The sequence below is a fragment of the Nocardioides marinisabuli genome (assembly GCF_013466785.1).
GTDB lineage: Bacteria > Actinomycetota > Actinomycetes > Propionibacteriales > Nocardioidaceae > Nocardioides > Nocardioides marinisabuli.
The window spans coordinates 2,678,209-2,695,802 of sequence record NZ_CP059163.1 but is presented as its reverse complement, the minus strand read 5'-3'; the positions used below and the strand labels follow the sequence as shown (position 1 = coordinate 2,695,802).

At 74.0% G+C, this 17,594-nt stretch carries 9 protein-coding genes; 5 read left to right on the top strand and 4 right to left on the bottom strand.

Annotation, left to right across the window (positions count from 1 at the left end):
* The first annotated feature begins 40 nt into the window (after positions 1 to 40).
* Positions 41 to 3,436 (top strand): ATP-binding protein, encoded by a 3,396-nt coding sequence (locus H0S66_RS12865; protein ID WP_179615734.1) that lies wholly within the window; start codon positions 41 to 43, stop codon positions 3,434 to 3,436.
* Positions 3,437 to 3,457: 21 nt separating this feature from the next.
* Here the strand turns inward: H0S66_RS12865 and H0S66_RS12860 are convergent, their stop codons facing one another.
* A complete protein-coding gene (locus H0S66_RS12860; RefSeq protein WP_179615733.1) occupies positions 3,458 to 4,915 on the bottom strand; it encodes a GntP family permease in 1,458 nt (485 codons plus the stop codon).
* A 203-nt stretch (positions 4,916 to 5,118) separates the two neighbouring features.
* Between H0S66_RS12860 and H0S66_RS12855 the strand changes: the two genes are divergently transcribed.
* Both H0S66_RS12855 and H0S66_RS12850 read left to right on the top strand, forming a co-directional pair.
* Positions 5,119 to 10,920 (top strand): metallophosphoesterase, encoded by a 5,802-nt coding sequence (locus tag H0S66_RS12855; RefSeq protein ID WP_219633572.1) that lies wholly within the window; start codon positions 5,119 to 5,121, stop codon positions 10,918 to 10,920.
* Positions 10,820 to 11,398, top strand: coding sequence for a hypothetical protein (locus H0S66_RS12850; protein ID WP_180923615.1), 579 nt, complete (start codon positions 10,820 to 10,822; stop codon positions 11,396 to 11,398). The genes H0S66_RS12855 and H0S66_RS12850 overlap by 101 nt, the downstream gene beginning before the upstream one ends.
* A gap of 71 nt (positions 11,399 to 11,469) precedes the next feature.
* Here H0S66_RS12850 and H0S66_RS12845 read toward each other — a convergent pair whose 3' ends face one another.
* On the bottom strand, positions 11,470 to 12,030 hold the full coding sequence (locus tag H0S66_RS12845; RefSeq protein ID WP_219633571.1) for a helix-turn-helix domain-containing protein: 561 nt from the start codon (positions 12,028 to 12,030) through the stop codon (positions 11,470 to 11,472).
* A 93-nt stretch (positions 12,031 to 12,123) separates the two neighbouring features.
* Between H0S66_RS12845 and H0S66_RS12840 the strand changes: the two genes are divergently transcribed.
* Positions 12,124 to 13,737 carry a bifunctional NAD(P)/FAD-dependent oxidoreductase/class I SAM-dependent methyltransferase gene (locus tag H0S66_RS12840; RefSeq protein ID WP_179615731.1) on the top strand — a complete coding sequence of 538 codons (1,614 nt, stop codon included), beginning with the start codon at positions 12,124 to 12,126 and terminating at the stop codon, positions 13,735 to 13,737.
* A 280-nt stretch (positions 13,738 to 14,017) separates the two neighbouring features.
* Here the strand turns inward: H0S66_RS12840 and H0S66_RS12835 are convergent, their stop codons facing one another.
* Positions 14,018 to 14,983 carry a helix-turn-helix transcriptional regulator gene (locus H0S66_RS12835; protein WP_179615730.1) on the bottom strand — a complete coding sequence of 322 codons (966 nt, stop codon included), beginning with the start codon at positions 14,981 to 14,983 and terminating at the stop codon, positions 14,018 to 14,020.
* Between the two features lie 92 nt (positions 14,984 to 15,075).
* On the opposite strand from H0S66_RS12835, the gene H0S66_RS12830 reads away from it, so the two are divergent.
* On the top strand, positions 15,076 to 16,032 hold the full coding sequence (locus H0S66_RS12830) for a mycothiol transferase (protein WP_179615729.1): 957 nt from the start codon (positions 15,076 to 15,078) through the stop codon (positions 16,030 to 16,032).
* A 20-nt stretch (positions 16,033 to 16,052) separates the two neighbouring features.
* Here the strand turns inward: H0S66_RS12830 and H0S66_RS12825 are convergent, their stop codons facing one another.
* The gene (locus H0S66_RS12825) at positions 16,053 to 17,585 is read right to left on the bottom strand and encodes an LLM class flavin-dependent oxidoreductase (RefSeq protein ID WP_179615728.1); all 1,533 of its coding nucleotides are present in this window, start codon (positions 17,583 to 17,585) and stop codon (positions 16,053 to 16,055) included.
* Positions 17,586 to 17,594 lie beyond the last annotated feature (9 nt).

Sequence of the window (17,594 nt, the reverse complement as noted above, 5' to 3'; positions counted from 1 at the left end):
GCGCTACGGTCGAGGACCCGACGTCGTCATCCCAGGTGCCATGCTCCAAGTCCTTGTCCTCGGTCCTGTCGAAGCCCGCGTCGGCGTCGAGCACCTGCGCATCGGCGGACGCAAGCAGCAGACGTTGCTCGCCCGGCTCGCGACCAGCGAGGGCCACCCGGTGTCGCCCGACCACCTCGTCGACGACCTCTGGGGCCAGCACCCGCCACGCGACCCGGTCCATGCCCTGCAGGCCCACGTCTCGCGCCTGCGCGCCACCCTGCCGGTCGACGTCGAGGCGTCGAGCGGCGGCTACCGTCTCGCGCCGGGTGCCTCCACCCTGGATGCGACAGAGTTCGCCGCGCTGGCCGAGAGGGGCCGTGCCGAGCTCGCAGCGGGCCCGCCGGAGCGCGCCGCAGCCACGCTGCGGGCCGCCGAGGGGTGCTGGCGCGGGCCCGCTTTCGGGGACCTGTCCGACGTCAGCGGACTGCGTCCGGTGGCGGCGGGGCTGGAGAGCCGGCGCACCCGGGTGCTGGCCGACCGCATCGAGGCCGAGATCGCGTGCGGCGACCAGGCCGCAGTCCTCGGCGAGCTGCGGTCCCTGGTGACCCGGCACCCGCTCCAGGAGCAGTGGTGGGCCCTGCTGGTGCGTGCCCTGCACCAGGACGGCCGCCGCGGCGACTCGCTCGCGGCGTACCAGGAGGCGCGCACGGTGATCGTCGAGGAGCTGGGACTCGAGCCCGGTCAGCAGCTCGTGCAGGCGCACCGAGCCGTGCTGCAGGACGACGGCGGCGCCACGCGGGCCCCGACGGGCGTCCCGGTGCGCCGAGCGCCACCGCGTGACGGGCGTCGCACCCTGCCCGAGGAGGTCTCGCGACGCGTGCAGGCGCCGTTCAGCGGACGGTTGCCGGAGCTGGCGGAGCTCGAGGCCGCCTGGCGGCGCCGGGACCGGGGGCCCGGGCTGGTGGCGTTGAGCGGCGAACCCGGCATCGGCAAGACCCGGCTCGCCGCCGAGTTCGCGGCCCGCTGCGGCGCACGTGGGGCCCGGGTGCTGTTCGGACGCTGCGACGAGACGATCGCCGTGCCCTACCAGCCGCTGATGGAGATGCTGCAGGACTACGTCGACTCGTGCGCGCCGGCCGACCTCCCCTCGTGCCTGGGACGCTCGCCCGGGCCTCTCGTGCGGCTGCTCCCCCGCCTGACGACCCTCCTGGCCGCCGAGGTCGTCCCTGGTCCGGCGTCGGACCCCGAGACGGAGCGTTACCGCCTCTTCGAGGCCGTCGCCGAGTGGCTGGCCCACGCGTGCGTGACGGAGCCGCTCCTCGTCGTCATCGACGACCTGCAGTGGGCTGACGAGGCCACCCTGCTCCTCCTGCGCCGTCTGCTGCGGAGCCCGACCCCGCTGCCGATGGTGATCGTCACGACGCACCGCGACCGCGAGCACCAGCCCGCCCATGCCACCACCGCCGCCATCGCCGACCTCGTGCGCCATTCCGAGCAGGTCTCCCGGGTCCCCCTCGCCGGGCTGTCGCGCGCCGACCTCGAAGAGCTGCTCGCGGACCGCATCGAGACCGGCTCGGACACCGGTCCCACGCCGGGCGACCTCGCCGTGTCGATCGAGGCGGCCAGCGGCGGCAACCCCCTGTTCGCCCTGGAGCTGGCACGGCAGACGGTCGACACCCGCGGTCCGGCGGGCGCCCCCGCCACGGGCCTGCCGCAGGGCCTGCGCGAGCTCGTCGAGCAGCGGGTGGGCCGGTTGCCCCCACCGGTGCAGGAGCTCCTGACCTGCGCGGCCGTGATCGGGCGGAGCTTCGACCCGACCCTGGCCCAGGAGGCGCTCGGCCTCGAGGCGTCCGACCTCGACGCCCGCCTCGACGCGGCCGCGTACACGTTGCTGATCGAGGCGTCGACGGGTCCCCGGCTGGAGTACGTGTTCTCCCACGACGTCGTGCGGGCCGCCCTGTACGACGCCGTGCCCCCGCTGCGCCGGGCCGAGCTGCACCGCCTGGTCGCCACCTCGCTCGAGCGTCGTCACCTGGTCGACCTGGCGTCGCACTACCACCAGCTGGCCCACCACTTCGCGGCCGCCGCCGTGGTCGGACCGACGACCGAGGCGATCCACTACCTGGTCCTGGCCGGGCGCTCCGCGCTCGAGCAACGGGCCCCGGCGGTGGCGGTCGACCACTACACCCGGGCACTGGGCCTCAGCCCCGGATCGCTCCCCCCGGCCCGCGAGTCCGACCTGCTCACCGAGCTGGGGATCGCCCAGCTCCAGGCCGGCCGCCCCGAGTACCGCACCACGCTGCTGCGCTCGGCCGAGCTCGCCCGGGCCGAGGGCGACACCGCGAGGCTGGCCGCCGCCGCCGTGGCGAACAGTCGTGGCTGGTGGTCGAGCACCGCAGAGATCGACGACGAACGGGTCGCCGTGCTCGAAGCCGCCCTCGCAGCCGACACCGAAGCGGACCCCGCCACCCGTTCGCGACTGCTCGCCGGGTGGTCGTTGGAGACCGTGCGCGACCCGGAGCGCCGCCTCGAGTCCGTCCGGCGCAGCACCGAGGCGCTGCAGCTGGCGCGCCGGTGCGGCGACGACCTCATGCTGGGCAGGACGCTCGCCGACCACTACGCCGTCACCTACGCCTCGTTCAGCGATCCTCGCGGCTGCGCGCGGATCAGTGCCGAGCTGCTCGAGGTCGCGACCCGGAGCGGCGATGACGGCCTGCAGATGATGGCGGCCGTCGGCCACACCCAGGCCACGTTGATGCTCGGTGACCTGGAGACCTCCGACGACTTCCTCGAGCGTGCCGACCGGAGCGCGACCGCACTGAGCCACCACTCCCGGCTGTGGATGGTGCGCACCTGGCAGGCGGGGCGACTGGTGCTGCGCGGCCACCTCGTGGAGGCGGAGGACACCGCCGCCGCCGCGCTCGATCTCGGAGTGGCCACCGACCAGCCCGACGCGATGACCTGGTTCGCCGGTCAGCTGTTCACGATCCGCTGGATGCAGGGGCGGTTGCACGAGCTGATCGACGAGATCGAGACGCAGGTCGCCACCCAGGCCGACGGCATCCCGGCCTGGCGGGCCGCTCATGCGTTGGCACTCGCCGAGGTGGGGCGCCCAACAGATGCCGAGAAGATCCTCGACGAGTTCGTGAGCACCGACCTCCACTCGCTGCCCTACGACATGCTGTGGCTGCAGGGCGTCGCCTACCTGTGCTCGGCGTGCCGGGCCGTCGGACGCACCGACATGGCCAGGGTCCTGTACGACGCGCTCACGCCCTACGCGGGCCTGCTCGCCGACAACGCCACGATCGGTGCCGGCCCGGTCGACCTCCACCTGGCCCAGATGGCCCGGCTTCTCGGCGAGGACACCCTCGCCGAGCGGCACCGGGCCGCGGCCGTCCGGACCTGTGCCCGCATCGACGCACCGTTGTGGTTGCGCCGGGCGCGCGACGTCTGAGCGGGCCGGGCCCGGCGTGGGTCAGATCAGCAGGCCGCTGAGCGGCCACAGCACGACCGCGGCGGCGAAGGCGGTGAGGCCCAGCGTGGTCTCCATGACGGTCCAGGTCTTCAGGGTGGTCTTCTCGTCCATCCCGAAGAAGCGGCTGACCAGCCAGAACCCGGAGTCGTTGACGTGCGAGAGCACGGTGGCCCCGGCAGCCACGGCGACGACCAGCAGGGCGATGCGCACGTCGTGCAGGCCCTCGGCCTGCGAGGCGATCAGCCCCGACGCGGTCGTGAGCGCGACCGTCGCCGAGCCCTGCGCGACGCGCAGCGCGGTGGCGATCAGGAACGCCTGGAGCAGCAGCGGCATGCCCAGGCCGGACAGCGAGCCGGTCAGCGCCTCGCCGATGCCGCTGGCGCGCAGCACGCCACCGAACATGCCGCCGGCGCCGGTGATCAGGATGATCGAGCAGATCGGGCCCAGCGCGTCGTCGAGCAGCTGGGTGGTCTCGGAGAGGGTGCGGCCGTGGCGGCCGAGGGTGGCGATGGCCAGCAGCAGGGTGATCAGCAGCGCGACCGGCGTCTGGCCGACCAGCTGGAGCGCCTCGACGAGACCGTTGCCCTCCCCGATGACCTCCGAGGTGACCAGGGTGGTGAGCACGGTGTTGAGCGCGATCAGCACCAGCGGCACCAGCAGCAGCCCCAGGACGGTGGAGAACGCCGGCGGGGCAGGACGGGTCTCGGTCGTCGTGGCGGTGCCGGCACCGGTGCCGGTGGAGCCGTCGACGTCGGACGTCGGCGCGTCGGTGCTGCCGCCGCCGTTGACCGGGCCGAGCAGCAGGTCGGGCAGCGCGACGTAGATCCGGGCGCCGAGCTGGCGCGAGACCAGGTAGACGCCGACGTACCAGCTCACCAGGGCGACGGGCAGGCCGACCAGCAGCACGACCCCGATGTCGCCACCGAGCACGGTGCCGGCCGCGACCGGGCCCGGGTGCGGCGGCACGATCGCGTGCATCGCGGCGAAGGCACCGGCCGCGGGCAGCGCGTAGTAGAGCACCGAGCCGCCGAAGCGGCGGGCGACGGTGAGGATGATCGGCAGGAAGACCACGAGGCCGGCATCGAAGAAGATCGGGAAGCCGAAGAGCAGCGCCGCGACGCCGAGCGCGAAGGGTGCCCGCGCCTCGCCGAAGCGGCCGATGAGGGTGTCGGCGAGCACCTGGGCGCCGCCGGTGACCTCGAGCAGGCGCCCGAGCATCACGCCGAAGCCGACCAGCAGCGCGACCGAGGCGAGGGTGCTGCCGAAGCCACTGGTCAGGGCGGTGGGCACCAGCGCCAGCGGGATGCCCGCGGCGACCGCGGTCAGCAGGCTGACCAGCACCAGCGAGATGAAGGCGTGCAGGCGCACCTTCATGATGAGGAACAGCAGGACGGCGACCGCGGCGGCTGCGATGAGCAGCAGGGTGGCGGTGCCGTGGGCGGGAGCGATCGCTTCCATCGGGTCTCCAGGCGGCGTGAGCAGTGTGGGGTCGGTCACGACGAGGGTGCACCAAAGGTACTATCTTTTGCAAGACCGCCGACCGCCCCAGCGCGCTCGGCAAGTCGTCCACCGGCGGCCACCACCCGGCCACCCGACGTTCTCCGCCGTTCACCTCGCCTCTGACAGGGTCCCGCCGGACCCCACAGACAAGAGGACTCTTCATGCGTCGGTCGACCCTGTCGCGCGCCGTCATCGGCACGCTCATCACCCTGCTCGCCACCGGTACGGGCGGAGCGGTGGCCGCCTCCGGCTCCCCACAGCCGAGCGCCCCCACCGCCTCTGAGCCCAGCGCCGTCGAGGCGCCGCGCCTGTTCGTGAGCGAGATCAACGGCGACAACGCCGGCACCGGCTACTTCGAGTACGTCGAGCTGCACAACCCCGGTGACGAGGCCGTCGACCTCGACGCCGAGGGCATCGAGCTGAGCTACTCGCTGTCCGACGACGACCGGGGCGGCAGCGCGCCGCCGTCCAGCGACAAGGCGCTGACCCGGGGCGGCGAGGGCAGCACGATCCCGCTGCCCGAGGTGGAGACGGTGCTGCCGGCCCACGGCACCCTCGTGCTGTGGTTCCAGAACAGCGGACCCGCCTACCTGGCCAAGACCGACGACGACTTCCGCACCCACTACGGTCTCGACGACGACGTCCCCCTCGTGCACCTGACCGGCCAGGACGGCTTCGCGAACGGTGGCGGCCGCAGCATCCGGGTCCTCGACGGCGGCGGCACCGAGCTCACCCGCTCCTACGTCCCACCCCGCTCGGCCAGCGTCGCCGACGGTGCCGTGCACTTCCGGCTGCCCGCCACGACCGGGACCTCCGCGCCCGTCTGGTACGACGGGGCCACCGAGCCCACCACGATGCTCAGCCCCGGCACGGTGGACCCCGAGCAGCTCGCACCCGCTCCCACCACGCCGGAGCCCACGGCAGAGCCGACAGCAGAGCCCACGCAGGAGCCCACCGGGTCGAGCACGCCGTCGCCGACGACGGGCCCGAGCAGCACGCCGACCACCACGGTGGAGCCGGAGCCCACGCAGGGCGGCGACCCCACGGGCGCACCCGGCGCCACCCGTCCCAGCGCCCAGGACCTCTTCATCTCCGAGATCCACCCCGACAACGGCGACCCGGCCAACATCGACGACGACTACGAGTTCTTCGAGGTCACCAACACCACCGACGCCGACATCGACCTGGGTCGGGCCGGCATCGGGGTGTCGTACGCGACCACCTCGAGCCCCAGCGACACCGCGATGGCCGACGCCCTCGACCTCGCCCTCTCCGACGGCGACCCGACCACCCCCGCCGTCCCCGGCCCCCTCGACGTGGTGGTGCCCGCCGGGTCCAGCACCGTCTTCTGGCTCGACTACGCCAGCGGCAAGGTCGACACCTACGCCCGTTCCGAGGCCGACTTCCGGGGCTTCTACGGCGACGTCCCCGCCGACACCGACGTGGTCCGCGTCGAGGGCCAGGCCGGGATCGCCAACGGCGGCCTGCGCGGCCTGGGCCTCGTCGACGCGAGCAGCCCCGACGCCCTGTCCGTCGTGAGCTGGTCCTACCTGCCCGGCCGCTCGCCGACGACCCCGGCGATCTCCACCCACTTCCGGGTCCCGCCCGTCCCGTCGCCCGGCAGCACCGCGGGCGACCGGCACGCCGCCGTGCCGCTCGCCGACGGCGCCCCCACCCCCGGCACGACGACCGCCGCCCAGCTCGACGCCGACCCCACCACCGACCCCACCACCGGTCCTACCGAGGGCCCGACCGAGACCCCGACCGAGACCCCGGGCGGCCCGGGCGTGCCCGAGCAGGGCCCGCCCCCGGCCACCGACCCGGCCCTGGACGCACCCCTCCTGCAGGTCACCGAGGTCGCCCCCGACACCACCAACGTCGGCAGCGCCGACGGCTACGAGTTCATCGAGGTCTACAACGCCTCCGACCGGCCCGTCTCCTTCGCCGACTACGTGGTCAACTACCTCTACACCGACGCCAACGAGGTCACCCTCAACGCCACCCTGTGGCCGGCCCGTCCGGCCGACCCGGTGATCGCGCCCGGCCGCACCCTGGTGCTGTGGATCAAGAACAGCCAGAACGACGCCCTGGGCGCCGCCGACTTCAACGCCCACTTCGGCGCCCGGCTGACCGCCGGGGTCGACCTGGTCGAGATCCACTCCCCCGGTCTGGCCAACGGCGGGCTGCGCGGCATCCAGGTGCGCACCAACACCGGCCACGACGTCAGCCGCGCCTACTACCACGACGACGCCGACACCGTCTCCGACCAGCCCCTGCAGTACGCGTGGGGGTCCGGCACCGTGCAGACCAAGCGCGGCACCGGCACCGCCACCCCCGGCTACGCCGCGCCCGAGCAGGTCCCGGCCGGGCTGGTGGCCACCCCCGACGACACGACCGCGCCCCGGATCACCGATCTGACCGGCAGCGACGACGCCCCCGCCACCGACGGTCTCGCCCTCGAGCTCGAGGTGGGCGACGACCGCCTGGTCCGCACCGTCGAGCTGACCCTCGAGACCGACCAGGACACCGCCAGCAGCCGCTACCTGGAGTTCGGCGCCCCCGACCGCTACTCCTACGAGGTGCCGGCGGTCGACCTCTACGGCAAGCGCTGGGTCGAGTACTCGGTGCGCACCTCCGACGGCACCAACACCAGCTCGCTGGGCCCGGTGCGGGTGCAGCTGAGCCCCGACGACCAGGCCCCGCTGCGCCTCAACGTCCAGGACGGCCAGTACGTCGGCGCCACCACCAGGCTGTCGGCGACCGCCTCCGGCGACACCCAGGACACCGGGGGCACCGAGGACCTGGGCATCGCCGTCGACGGGACACGGGTCTCGCCGACGGTGCCCACCCTCGAGGCCGAGCCGCTGTTCGCCTTCGAGGCCACCAGCACCGACGCCTTCTTCCGCAACGGCGTGCGCATCGGCGAGGAGGTGCTGACCATCTTCGACGAGGGCTTCTACGACCGTGTCGAGACCGTCAGCACGCCCGTGCCGCTGCGCCACCTGACCCGGGGCGAGGACGTCACCGTCGGCATCTACGCCGGCACCAAGGCCTGGCCCCGCCCCGACCTCGACGAGAACAACGACGACTTCTCGGCGATGAACCTGCGCCTGGCGCTGCCCGACGGCCGGGTGCTGCGCCCGGTGCGCTGCGCCGGTGCCGGCGAGGGGCAGGAGGAGACCGCCCGGGCCTGCCCGCAGCCCACCGACCGGGTCGGCTTCACCGACGCCTCCCAGGTCTACTTCACCGCCACCTTCGAGGTGCCCGACGACGCGTTCGACTCGGTGGCCCACGACTGGGACACCACCACCGTCACCGACGGCGCGCACCGCGTCTCCGCCATCCTCGGCAGCGACCCCGTGCGCGACAGCGTCGAGCGCGAGGTGCTCGTCGACAACACCGCACCCGAGGTCGAGTCGAGCATCGCGGACGGCTCGTCCCCCCGCGGACCGTTCACCCTCGACGCCTCGGCCACCGACGCCGGCGCCGGCCTCCCGCAGGGCGGTCTGAGCGCCACGCTCGACGGCGTCGCCGTCACGCTGCCCCACGAGACCAGCTCGCTGGAGCTGGCTGCAGGTGAGCACACGCTGGTGCTGTCCGCGCGCGACCGGGTCGGCAACCAGACCGCACGCACCATCACGTTCACCACCGTCGACGAGCAGCCCAGCACCGCGCTGGTCTCCCCCGACCACCAGTCCACGGTGCCCGCCGGCGACGTGCCGCTGGCCGCCCTGGTCGACTCGGCGGCCGGTGACGACCTCACGGTCCGCTTCCGCGAGGGGCACACCTTCACCGCCGCCGACGCGCAGGTCGAGGCCTTCGGGGGTGCCACCGGCACCGCCCTGGCCACCGACCGCCCCGAGCGGGTGGCCCTCGACGAGCAGGAGCGGGCGGAGATCGCCGGCACCGACGGGGTCACCCACGAGGTCTCCTCCGCGGACGCGCTGCCCTACCAGCTGTTCACGGTCGCGGTGCCCGCCGACGCCGGCTCCGACGCCCGCGCACGCCTGAGCTGGACCGGCTCGGCCAACGCCGGGGCCAAGGTGCTCATGCACGTGCAGCGCGCCGGTTCGGGCCGGTGGCAGGAGGTGGCCCGCCGGGTCACCGACGACGCCGGGACCTTCACGCTCGAGGCGCTGGTGCCGGCCGCCGAGCACGCGGTCGACGGGGAGATCACCGTCCTGGTCCAGCACTCGGAGGGCTTCGCCGGGCGGGTGCAGTCCACGCGCGAGGACACCCCGACGCCGTACCACCCGGGCGCGACGCCGCGCTCGGAGTACGACTTCACCATCGGGTGGGAGTCCGACACGCAGTACTACAACGAGACCCAGGACTGGAACAAGCACCAGCTGGCGATCAACGAGTTCCTCGTCGACCAGCGCGAGGAGCTGGACCTGCAGTACGTGATCCACACCGGCGACATCGTCAACGTCGCCAGCGAGCCGCGGCAGTGGCAGAACGCCGACCCGGCGTACCGGCTGTTCGACGAGGCGGGGCTCCCCTACGGCGTGCTGGCCGGCAACCACGACGTGGGCCAGCACGACAACGACTACAGCGCCTTCAGCCGGTGGTTCGGGGAGGCGCGCTTCGCCGGCAACCCCTGGTACGGCGGGTCGCACCAGGACAACCGCGGCCACTACGACCTCATCAGCGCCGGCGGCATCGACTTCCTGATGCTCTACATGGGCTGGGCGCCCGGTGACGCGCAGCTGGAGTGGATGAACCAGGTGATCGCCGACCACCCCGAGCGCAAGGTGTGGATCAACGTCCACGAGTTCATGCTCACCACCGGCGGTCTCGGGCCGATGCCGCAACGGATCATGGACGAGGTCGTGGCCCCCAACCCGAACGTCTTCGCGGTGTCCTCCGGGCACTACCACGACGCCTACACCCGCACCGACGACTTCGACGACGACGGCGACGGCGAGGCCGACCGCACCGTCTACTCGATGCTCTTCGACTACCAGGGCCTGGCCGAGGGCGGCCTGGGCTACCTGCGCCTGATGCACTTCGACAACCAGGGTGGTCGCGTGCTCGTGCGCACCTACTCCCCCTCCCTGCGCGACCACGACTCCGACGACCCCTCGCTCGACCAGGTGCACCAGGAGTTCGAGATCCCCTACGCCGCGGTCGGCATCAGCCCGGCGGTCAAGACGCTGGCCACGGACTCCTTCCGGGCCGACGTGCTGACCAGCCGCGACATCGAGGTGCAGCGCGACGTCGCCTCGGGCAGCACCGCGCGCGCCACCTGGCGCGGCGTCCCCGAGGGCGAGCACGGCTGGTACGTCGAGACGACCGGCCCGTTCGAGGGTCGCGACCTCTCCGAGGTGCGCACCTTCACCGCGCTCGCGGCGCAGGGCCCGGCCGAGTTCACCGAGGCCCCCACGCCGGTCCTCTCGGGCACCGCCCGGGTCGGCGAGACCCTCACCGCCGACGCCGGCACCTGGGCGCCGGCCGACCCCGAGGTGCGGCTGACCTACCGCTGGTCGGCCGACGGCGAGCCCGTCGCGGGCGCCGACGCCGCGAGCCTGGCCCTGGGGCCCGACCTGGTCGGTGCGGTCGTGACGGTCACGGCGACCGGCGCCCAGGCCGGGTACGCCACCACGTCGAGGACCTCCGCACCGAGCGCACCGGTGGCCGAGGGCGAGCTGGTCGCCCCCGTGCCGTCGGTGAGTGGCGAGCCGGTCGTGGGCGCGACGCTGACGGCCGTGCCGGGCGCGTGGACGCCGGGCACGCGCCTGACCTACCAGTGGGCGGCCGACGGTGAGCCCGTGGCAGGTGCCGACGGGGCGACCCTCGAGGTCGCCGACGGGCTCGTGGGTCGCCGCCTCAGCGTCGCCGTGACGGGCACGCTCGAGGGCTATGCGAGCCGGACGCGCACCTCAGCGTCCACGGCACCGGTCTCGCGGCCCGACGTCGAGGCCGGCACGCCGCGGCTCGTCGGCACGGCGCGGTGGTGGTGAGCGGCTCGACGTCGACCCCGGCACCTGGGCGCCCGGCGCCGCCCTGGCCTACCAGTGGCTGCGCGACGGCGAGCCGGTCCCCGGCGCGACCGGGGCGTCGTACCGGTTGACCGGTCGGGACGTCCGCAGCGACGTGTCGGTCGAGGTGACCGGCACCCTGCCGGGCCACGAGCCCAGCAGCCGGACCGCGGGGCCGGTCCAGGTGCGCACCGGTCGCATCGAGGGCGAACGGCCCAAGGTGCGCGGGGCCGTGAAGGTCGGCCGCACGGTCTCGGCCGTCACCGGACGCTGGGCCCCCTCGTCGGTGTCGCTGCGCCACCGCTGGCTGCTGGACGGCCGGGTGGTGCGGGGCGAGAAGGGCGACGAGCTGCGCCTGACCCGCTCGATGCGCGGGGCACGGCTCTCGGTGCGGGTGGTCGTCAACGAGCGCGGCTACGCCAAGCGCACGCTGACCAGCAGGACCCGCAGGGTCCGCTGACGCCTCGCTCCACCCTCGGCGCCCGTCCCGGACCTCCGGGGCGGGCGCCGACCCGTCGCCGCCCCGGCGCGCTACCCCGGCTCGGCGGTGTGGGTGTGCATGCGCATGCCGGCGTCGTTGAAGATGCTCAGCACCTGGGCCGGGCGGGAACCGACGGCCGACAGGCTGTGCGGCGTGCGGGTGTCGAACTCCGCCGCCTCGCCCCGGGTCAGCACCAGGTCCTGCTCCCCCAGCAGCAGCCGCAGCCGACCCGACAGCACGTAGAGCCACTCGTACCCGTCGTGCACGCGCAGCGCGGGCGGGTCGTTGGTGGGCGGGAAGCTGACCTTGTACGTCGAGATGGGCGAGCCCTCCGGCGCGAGCGGGAGGATCAGCATGCCCTCGCGGCGGATGGGCGGGCGCCGCACGCGCGGGTCGGGCGTCTCCGCCGCGACCAGGTCGTCGAGCCGGATGCCGAGCAGGCGGGTCAGCGGCACCAGCAGCTCCAGGCTCGCCTGGCGCTTGCCCGACTCGAGGCGCGAGAGCGTGCTGGGTGACATGCCGGCCCGCTCGGCCAGCTCGTCGAGGGTCCAGCCGCGGTCGTTGCGGGCCGCGCGCAACCGCGCTCCCACCTGGGCGAGCTCGTCGACCACCAGCGCTCCTCCTCCGTGTCGTCCTTGTCGACACATCTTGCCATATCCGCAAGGAGTATTGCGACATCAGCAGCGGCCGGGTCAACTGGTCGCATGACGGGGAACGAGTACGACGAGAGCTGGGACGTGGTCGTGGTCGGCGGTGGGGCCGCGGGCCTGTCCGCCGCACTGATGCTGGGCCGGGCCCGACGCCGGGTGCTGGTGGTCGACGCGGGCGAGCCGCGCAACCGGTACGCCGCGCACGTGCACGGGGTGCTGGGCCACGACGGCCTCGAGCCCGCGGCCCTGGTGGCCCGCGGACGCGAGGAGCTGGCGGCGTACGACGTGGAGGTGCGCGCGGGCCGGGTCGAGGCGGTCGAGGACCTCGCCGAGGACAGCGCCGCCCTGCTGGTGCGGCTGGACTCGGGCGCCTCGCTGCGCACCCGGGCGCTGGTGGTGGCGACCGGCATCACCGACGTGCTGCCGGAGGTGCCGGGGCTGGCCGAGCGGTGGGGCTCCAGCGTGCTGCACTGCCCCTACTGCCACGGATGGGAGGTGCGCGGGCGCCGGATCGGGATCCTCGCGACGGGCCCGTGGGGTCTGCACCAGGCGCAGCTGCTGCGGCAGTGGAGCGACGACGTCGTGCTCCTCAGCGCCGCGATGGAGCCGCTCGAGGAGGCGGTCGTGCAGCGGCTGGCCAGCCGCGGCGTGCGCGTGGTCCCCGACGAGGTCGTCGAGGTCCTGGGCGACGGCGCCGCCCTGACGGGCGTGCGCACCGCCGCCGACGAGGTGGTCGAGGTCGATGCCCTCTTCACGATCGGGCACCCGGCCCCCCACGACGGCTTCCTGGACGGCCTGGCGCTCGGGCGCGAGGAGGGCCAGTTCGGCAGCTTCCTGACCGTCGACCCGACCGGGCGCACCAGCCACGAGCGGGTCTGGGCGGTCGGCAACGTGGTCGAGCCGATGGCCGCCGTGCCGATGGTGATGTCGGCGGGCGCCAAGGCCGGCGCGGTCGTCAACGCCGTGCTGGTGGAGGAGGACTTCGACGCGGCCCAGGTGGCCGCGCACCAGGTCGCCGAGCACTGGGAGGGCTTCTACGCCGACACGCCGCGCAAGTGGTCGGGGCGCGTCAACGCCACGACCGCCGACGTCGTGGCCACCCTGCCGGTCGGCGACGTGCTCGACCTCGGCTGCGGCGAGGGCGGCGACGCGGTCTGGCTGGCCGAGCAGGGCTGGCGGGTGACCGCAGTCGACATCTCCGACACCGCCACCGCCCGGGGCGCCGAGGGCGCGGCGGCCCGCGGGGTGGCCGACCGGGTCGAGTGGCACGCCCACGACCTCGCCACCTGGCGCACCGAGGAGACCTTCGACCTCGTGACGGCGTCGTTCCTGCACTCCGAGGTCGCCCTGCCCCGCACCGAGGTCCTGCGCCGCGCGGCCTCGCGGCTGCGGCCCGGCGGCCACCTGCTGCTGGTCTCCCACGTCTTCGAGTCCGAGGCCGACCTCCCGCCGTGGGCGCCACGGAAGGAGGACGGGCACGACCACGGGAAGCACTCCTCGCCGATGCCCGAGCTGCTGACGCCGGTCGAGGAGGTCGCCGAGCTCGCCCTCGACCCGGACGCCTGGTCGGTGGTGCTGTGCGAGATCCGGGAGCGCGAGGCGACCGGCCCCGACGGCCGGCAGACGGCGACCATGAAGGACGGCGTGGTGCTCCTGCAGCGCCGCTGACCCGGCGCAAATCTCGCGCCGACCCGTCCCATATCTCGCGCCGACCCGTCGCACATCTCGTGCCGACCCGGCCCATATCTCGCGCCGTCCCGGCCCGGACCTCCCGATCACGCAGCTTGCGAGTCCTTCGAGGCGCTGGTCCAGGGACGGGCGACGTCTGCTTCCTGGTCGTCGACCCGGGAAAGGAGGCGAGCGTCGCGTCCCGCCCGCTCCGGCAGGAACGACGCGAAGGTCGCCCCACCCGGGCCCGGCACCTGAGGCGTCCGCCGGCGTCGGCGGCTCACCGTCCGGCGCGCTCGAAACGACGACCGATGGCCGTGCAGTGCTCGGCGAGCTCCGGCGGCTCGAGCACCTCGAAGTCGTGCCCGGCCACGCCGAGGTAGACCGCGACCATGGCGAGGTCCTCGCCGCCGGTGCGCAGCAGGCAGGTGGTCTCCGTCTCGGTCTCGACGCTGACCGCGGCGACCGGGTAGACCGCCCGCACCACCTCGGCCGCGGCGTGGAAGCGCACCAGCACCCGGTGGGGGTACGGCGCCGAGGTGACGGCCCGGTGCACGTAGGTCACCGGGTCCTCGTGCTCGCGGGCCGTGAAGCGCCACGTGCTGACCCGCACCTCCCGGAGCCGGTCGAGACGGAAGGTGCGCCAGTCCTCACGGTCGAGGTCGTAGGCCATCAGGTACCACCGCCGCCCGGTCGCCACGAGCCCGTAGGGCTCGACCCGCCGGCGGGTGCTCGTGCCGGAGCGGTCGGCGTACGCGAACTCCAGGCGGACCAGGTCCCGGCAGGCACCGGCGATCTCGACCAGGGCGTCGGCGTCGACGGTCTCCGCGGGCGCCGCGCCGGCCAGGATCGAGATCGAGCCGTGGATGCCGTGGACCCGGTGGCGCAGCCTCGACGGGAGGACCTGGTCGAGCTTGGTCAGGGCTCGCAATGCCGCCTCGCTGGCGCCCGCGACCGTCCCGCCGGCCGCGAGCCGGAGCGACACCGCGACCGCGACCGCCTCGGCGTCGTCGAGCAACAGGGGCGGCAGGGCGCGCCCCGCGCCGAGGCGGTACCCACCGGTGACCCCCTGCGTGGCGTTGACCGGGTAGCCCAGCTCGCGCAGGCGGTCGACGTCGCGCCGGACCGTGCGCGTCGTCGTACCCAGGCGCTCGGCCAGCTCGCTGCCGCTCCAGGTCTGCCGTTGCTGCAGCAGGGCCAGCAGCCGCAGGACGCGCTCGGTGGGACCGGACGAGGGGGCAGCCATGCCGACAATCTGCCACAGGTTGCGGACAGGATCTGTCCTAGTTCGGGTGCAGCGTGGGCAGTGACAGCAGTTCACGACCGAGGAGGACCCCGATGCCGTTCCTGGCCCCACCCGCCCCCACCGAGCAGGACAACCTGGCCGGTTACCTGTCCATGCAGCTCGACGCCTTCCGGGCCCTGGCCCACGGCCTGTCCGACGCGCAGGCCGCCGCCACCCCGAGCGCGAGCGCCTTCTCGATCGGCGGCCTGGTCCGCCACGTCACCGTCGTGACGGCCAACTGGGTCGACTCGGTGCAGCACGCGCCAGCGCTCGCCCCGGTGGCGGAGATCGAACGACGCGTGGCCGAGTTCGAGCGCGGCTTCGTCGCCGGCGACTCCCTGGCTACCGCGTTGGCGCAGTACGACGACGTCGCCGACCGGGCCCTCGACGCGGCCCGGCGGGTCGACCTCGAGACCCCCGTCCCGGTGCCGGACGCGCCGTGGTTCCCGAAGGACGTCGAGCACTGGTCGGTGCGGTGGGTCTGGGGCCACCTGGTCCAGGAGCTGGCCCGGCACGCCGGCCACGGTGACATCATCCGCGAGACCCTCGACGGCGCCACGATGTACCCGCTGGTCGCCGCCGCGGAGGGAATGGGCGACCTGGGCTTCCTGCAGCCGTGGACGCCCTCGGATCCCGGCTTCACGACCGGGGTCAGCACGGTCGTCTACTTCGCCGCCGACCCCGCCGCGGCCCGGGCCTGGTACACCGAGCTCCTCGGCGCCGAGCCCTACTTCGACCAGGGGCCGTACGTCGAGTGGCGGGTCGGCCCGCACGAGCGCGAGCTCGGCCTGCTGGACGCCGCGTTCGCACCCGAGCACCGCGCAGACGGCACCGGGTCCGTCATCGCCTACTGGCAGGTCGAGGACGCCACGGCGGCGTACGAACGGCTCCTCGCGATGGGCGCCACGACCCAGTGGGCCCCGCGGGACTTCGGGTCGGGGTACGTCGGCGCCAGCGTCGTCGACCCGTTCGGCAACGTCCTCGGTGTGATGCAGCGTCCCGCCGGCTGAGCACGGGGCGGCTGACGAGGTCAGCCCAGCCCGAGCCGCGCGATCGGCTCGACGAGCACCTGCTCCTCGTAGGACAGGTGTGACAGGAGGGTGTCGGAGAGCAGGTCGACCGCGCGGCGCAGGTCCTCCATCCCGTCCTCGACGGAGACGAAGGCCACCAGCGCGCGGTCCACCTCCTCGAGGACCTCGTGGATCTGCTCGTGCTCGACCCGCAGCTGGTCCACCACGGGCCCCAGCCGAGGGTCCCGACGCCGCAGGTGCGGGAAGATCCCCTCGTCCTCCAGCGTGTGGTGGGTCGTCACCACGCGGCAGTAGCTCTCGCAGTAGCCGCCGAGGACCCACTTGTTCTGGCGCAGCGTCATCGCGTGGATGTGCGACCGGGCCGCCGCGGCACCGAGCATCCCGGTGGCCACCTGCTCGATGAGGTCGTGGAGCTGGTCGAGCTCGGCGCGCAGGTGGTCGTGGATGTCGACGAGGTGCTGGCCGGTGGCCTGCTCGTGCGGGGTGTAGCGCCGGTCGGGGTCGGGCGTGGGACCGACGGGACGCGCCGCCTCGTCCAGGACCGACGCCTCACCCCGCGGGGCCGGCGCCGGCGTCGCACGCACAGCGAGGGCTGTCCTCGTCAACGGCACCGCGGCCGCGGGGCGCGGGGTGCTGACGGCCCCGGCCCGGGACGCTCCGACGAGCTCGCGTACCTCCGGCGCCACCTCCTCGGCGAAGACCCGCAGCTGTCGCGGGTCGTCGCTGGCGAGGATGAACGTGCTGACGCCCTCGGTGAGGGTCAGCTGCGCCAGCTCGGCGGCCCAGTGCGCGGGAGGCCCGTCCAGCTGCGCGCGTGCCGTGGTGGAAAACGTGCCGGCCACGTTGAGCAGGCGCCGCACCTGACCGGGGTCGCGGCCCGCCTCGGTCGCGGCCTCGTCGATGACGGCGTTGCCGCGGGCGAGGTCGCCCGGCTGCAGGTAGAACAGCGACGGCAGCCAGCCGTCCGCGCTGCGACCGATCAGTCGCAGCATCCGGGGCTTGAGGGCGCCGACCCACAGACCGATGTCGTGGCTCGGCGCCGGACCACGCTTGGCCCCCAGCACCTGGTGGTGGACGCCGTCCACCCGCACACCCCCGCGCGCGTCGGCGTCCCAGGTCTGGCGCACCACCTCGATCGCCTCCTCCAGCGCGACCACGCTCTCTCCCGGGCTCAGGCGCGGCACGCCCATCGCGACGATCGCGTCCCAGAACGCACCGGCCCCGAGGGCCAGCTCGACCCGACCACCCGAGAGCAGGTCGAGCGAGGCCGCGCTGCGCGCCAGGACCGCCGGTGGTCGCAGCGGCACGTTGGCGACGTTGGGCGAGAGCCGCACCGTCGACGTGCGCGCGGCGACGTAGGACAGCAGCGTCCAGGTGTCGAGGAAGCCCGGCTGGTAGGGGTGGTCCTGGAAGGTCACCAGGTCCAGGCCGACCTGCTCGCTCAGCACGGCGAGCGCCACGGCGTCGTCGGGGTTGCCGGCGGACGGGGTCAGGAACGAGCCGAACTGGAGGTCGTGCAGGTAGTCGGTCATGTGGGGGTC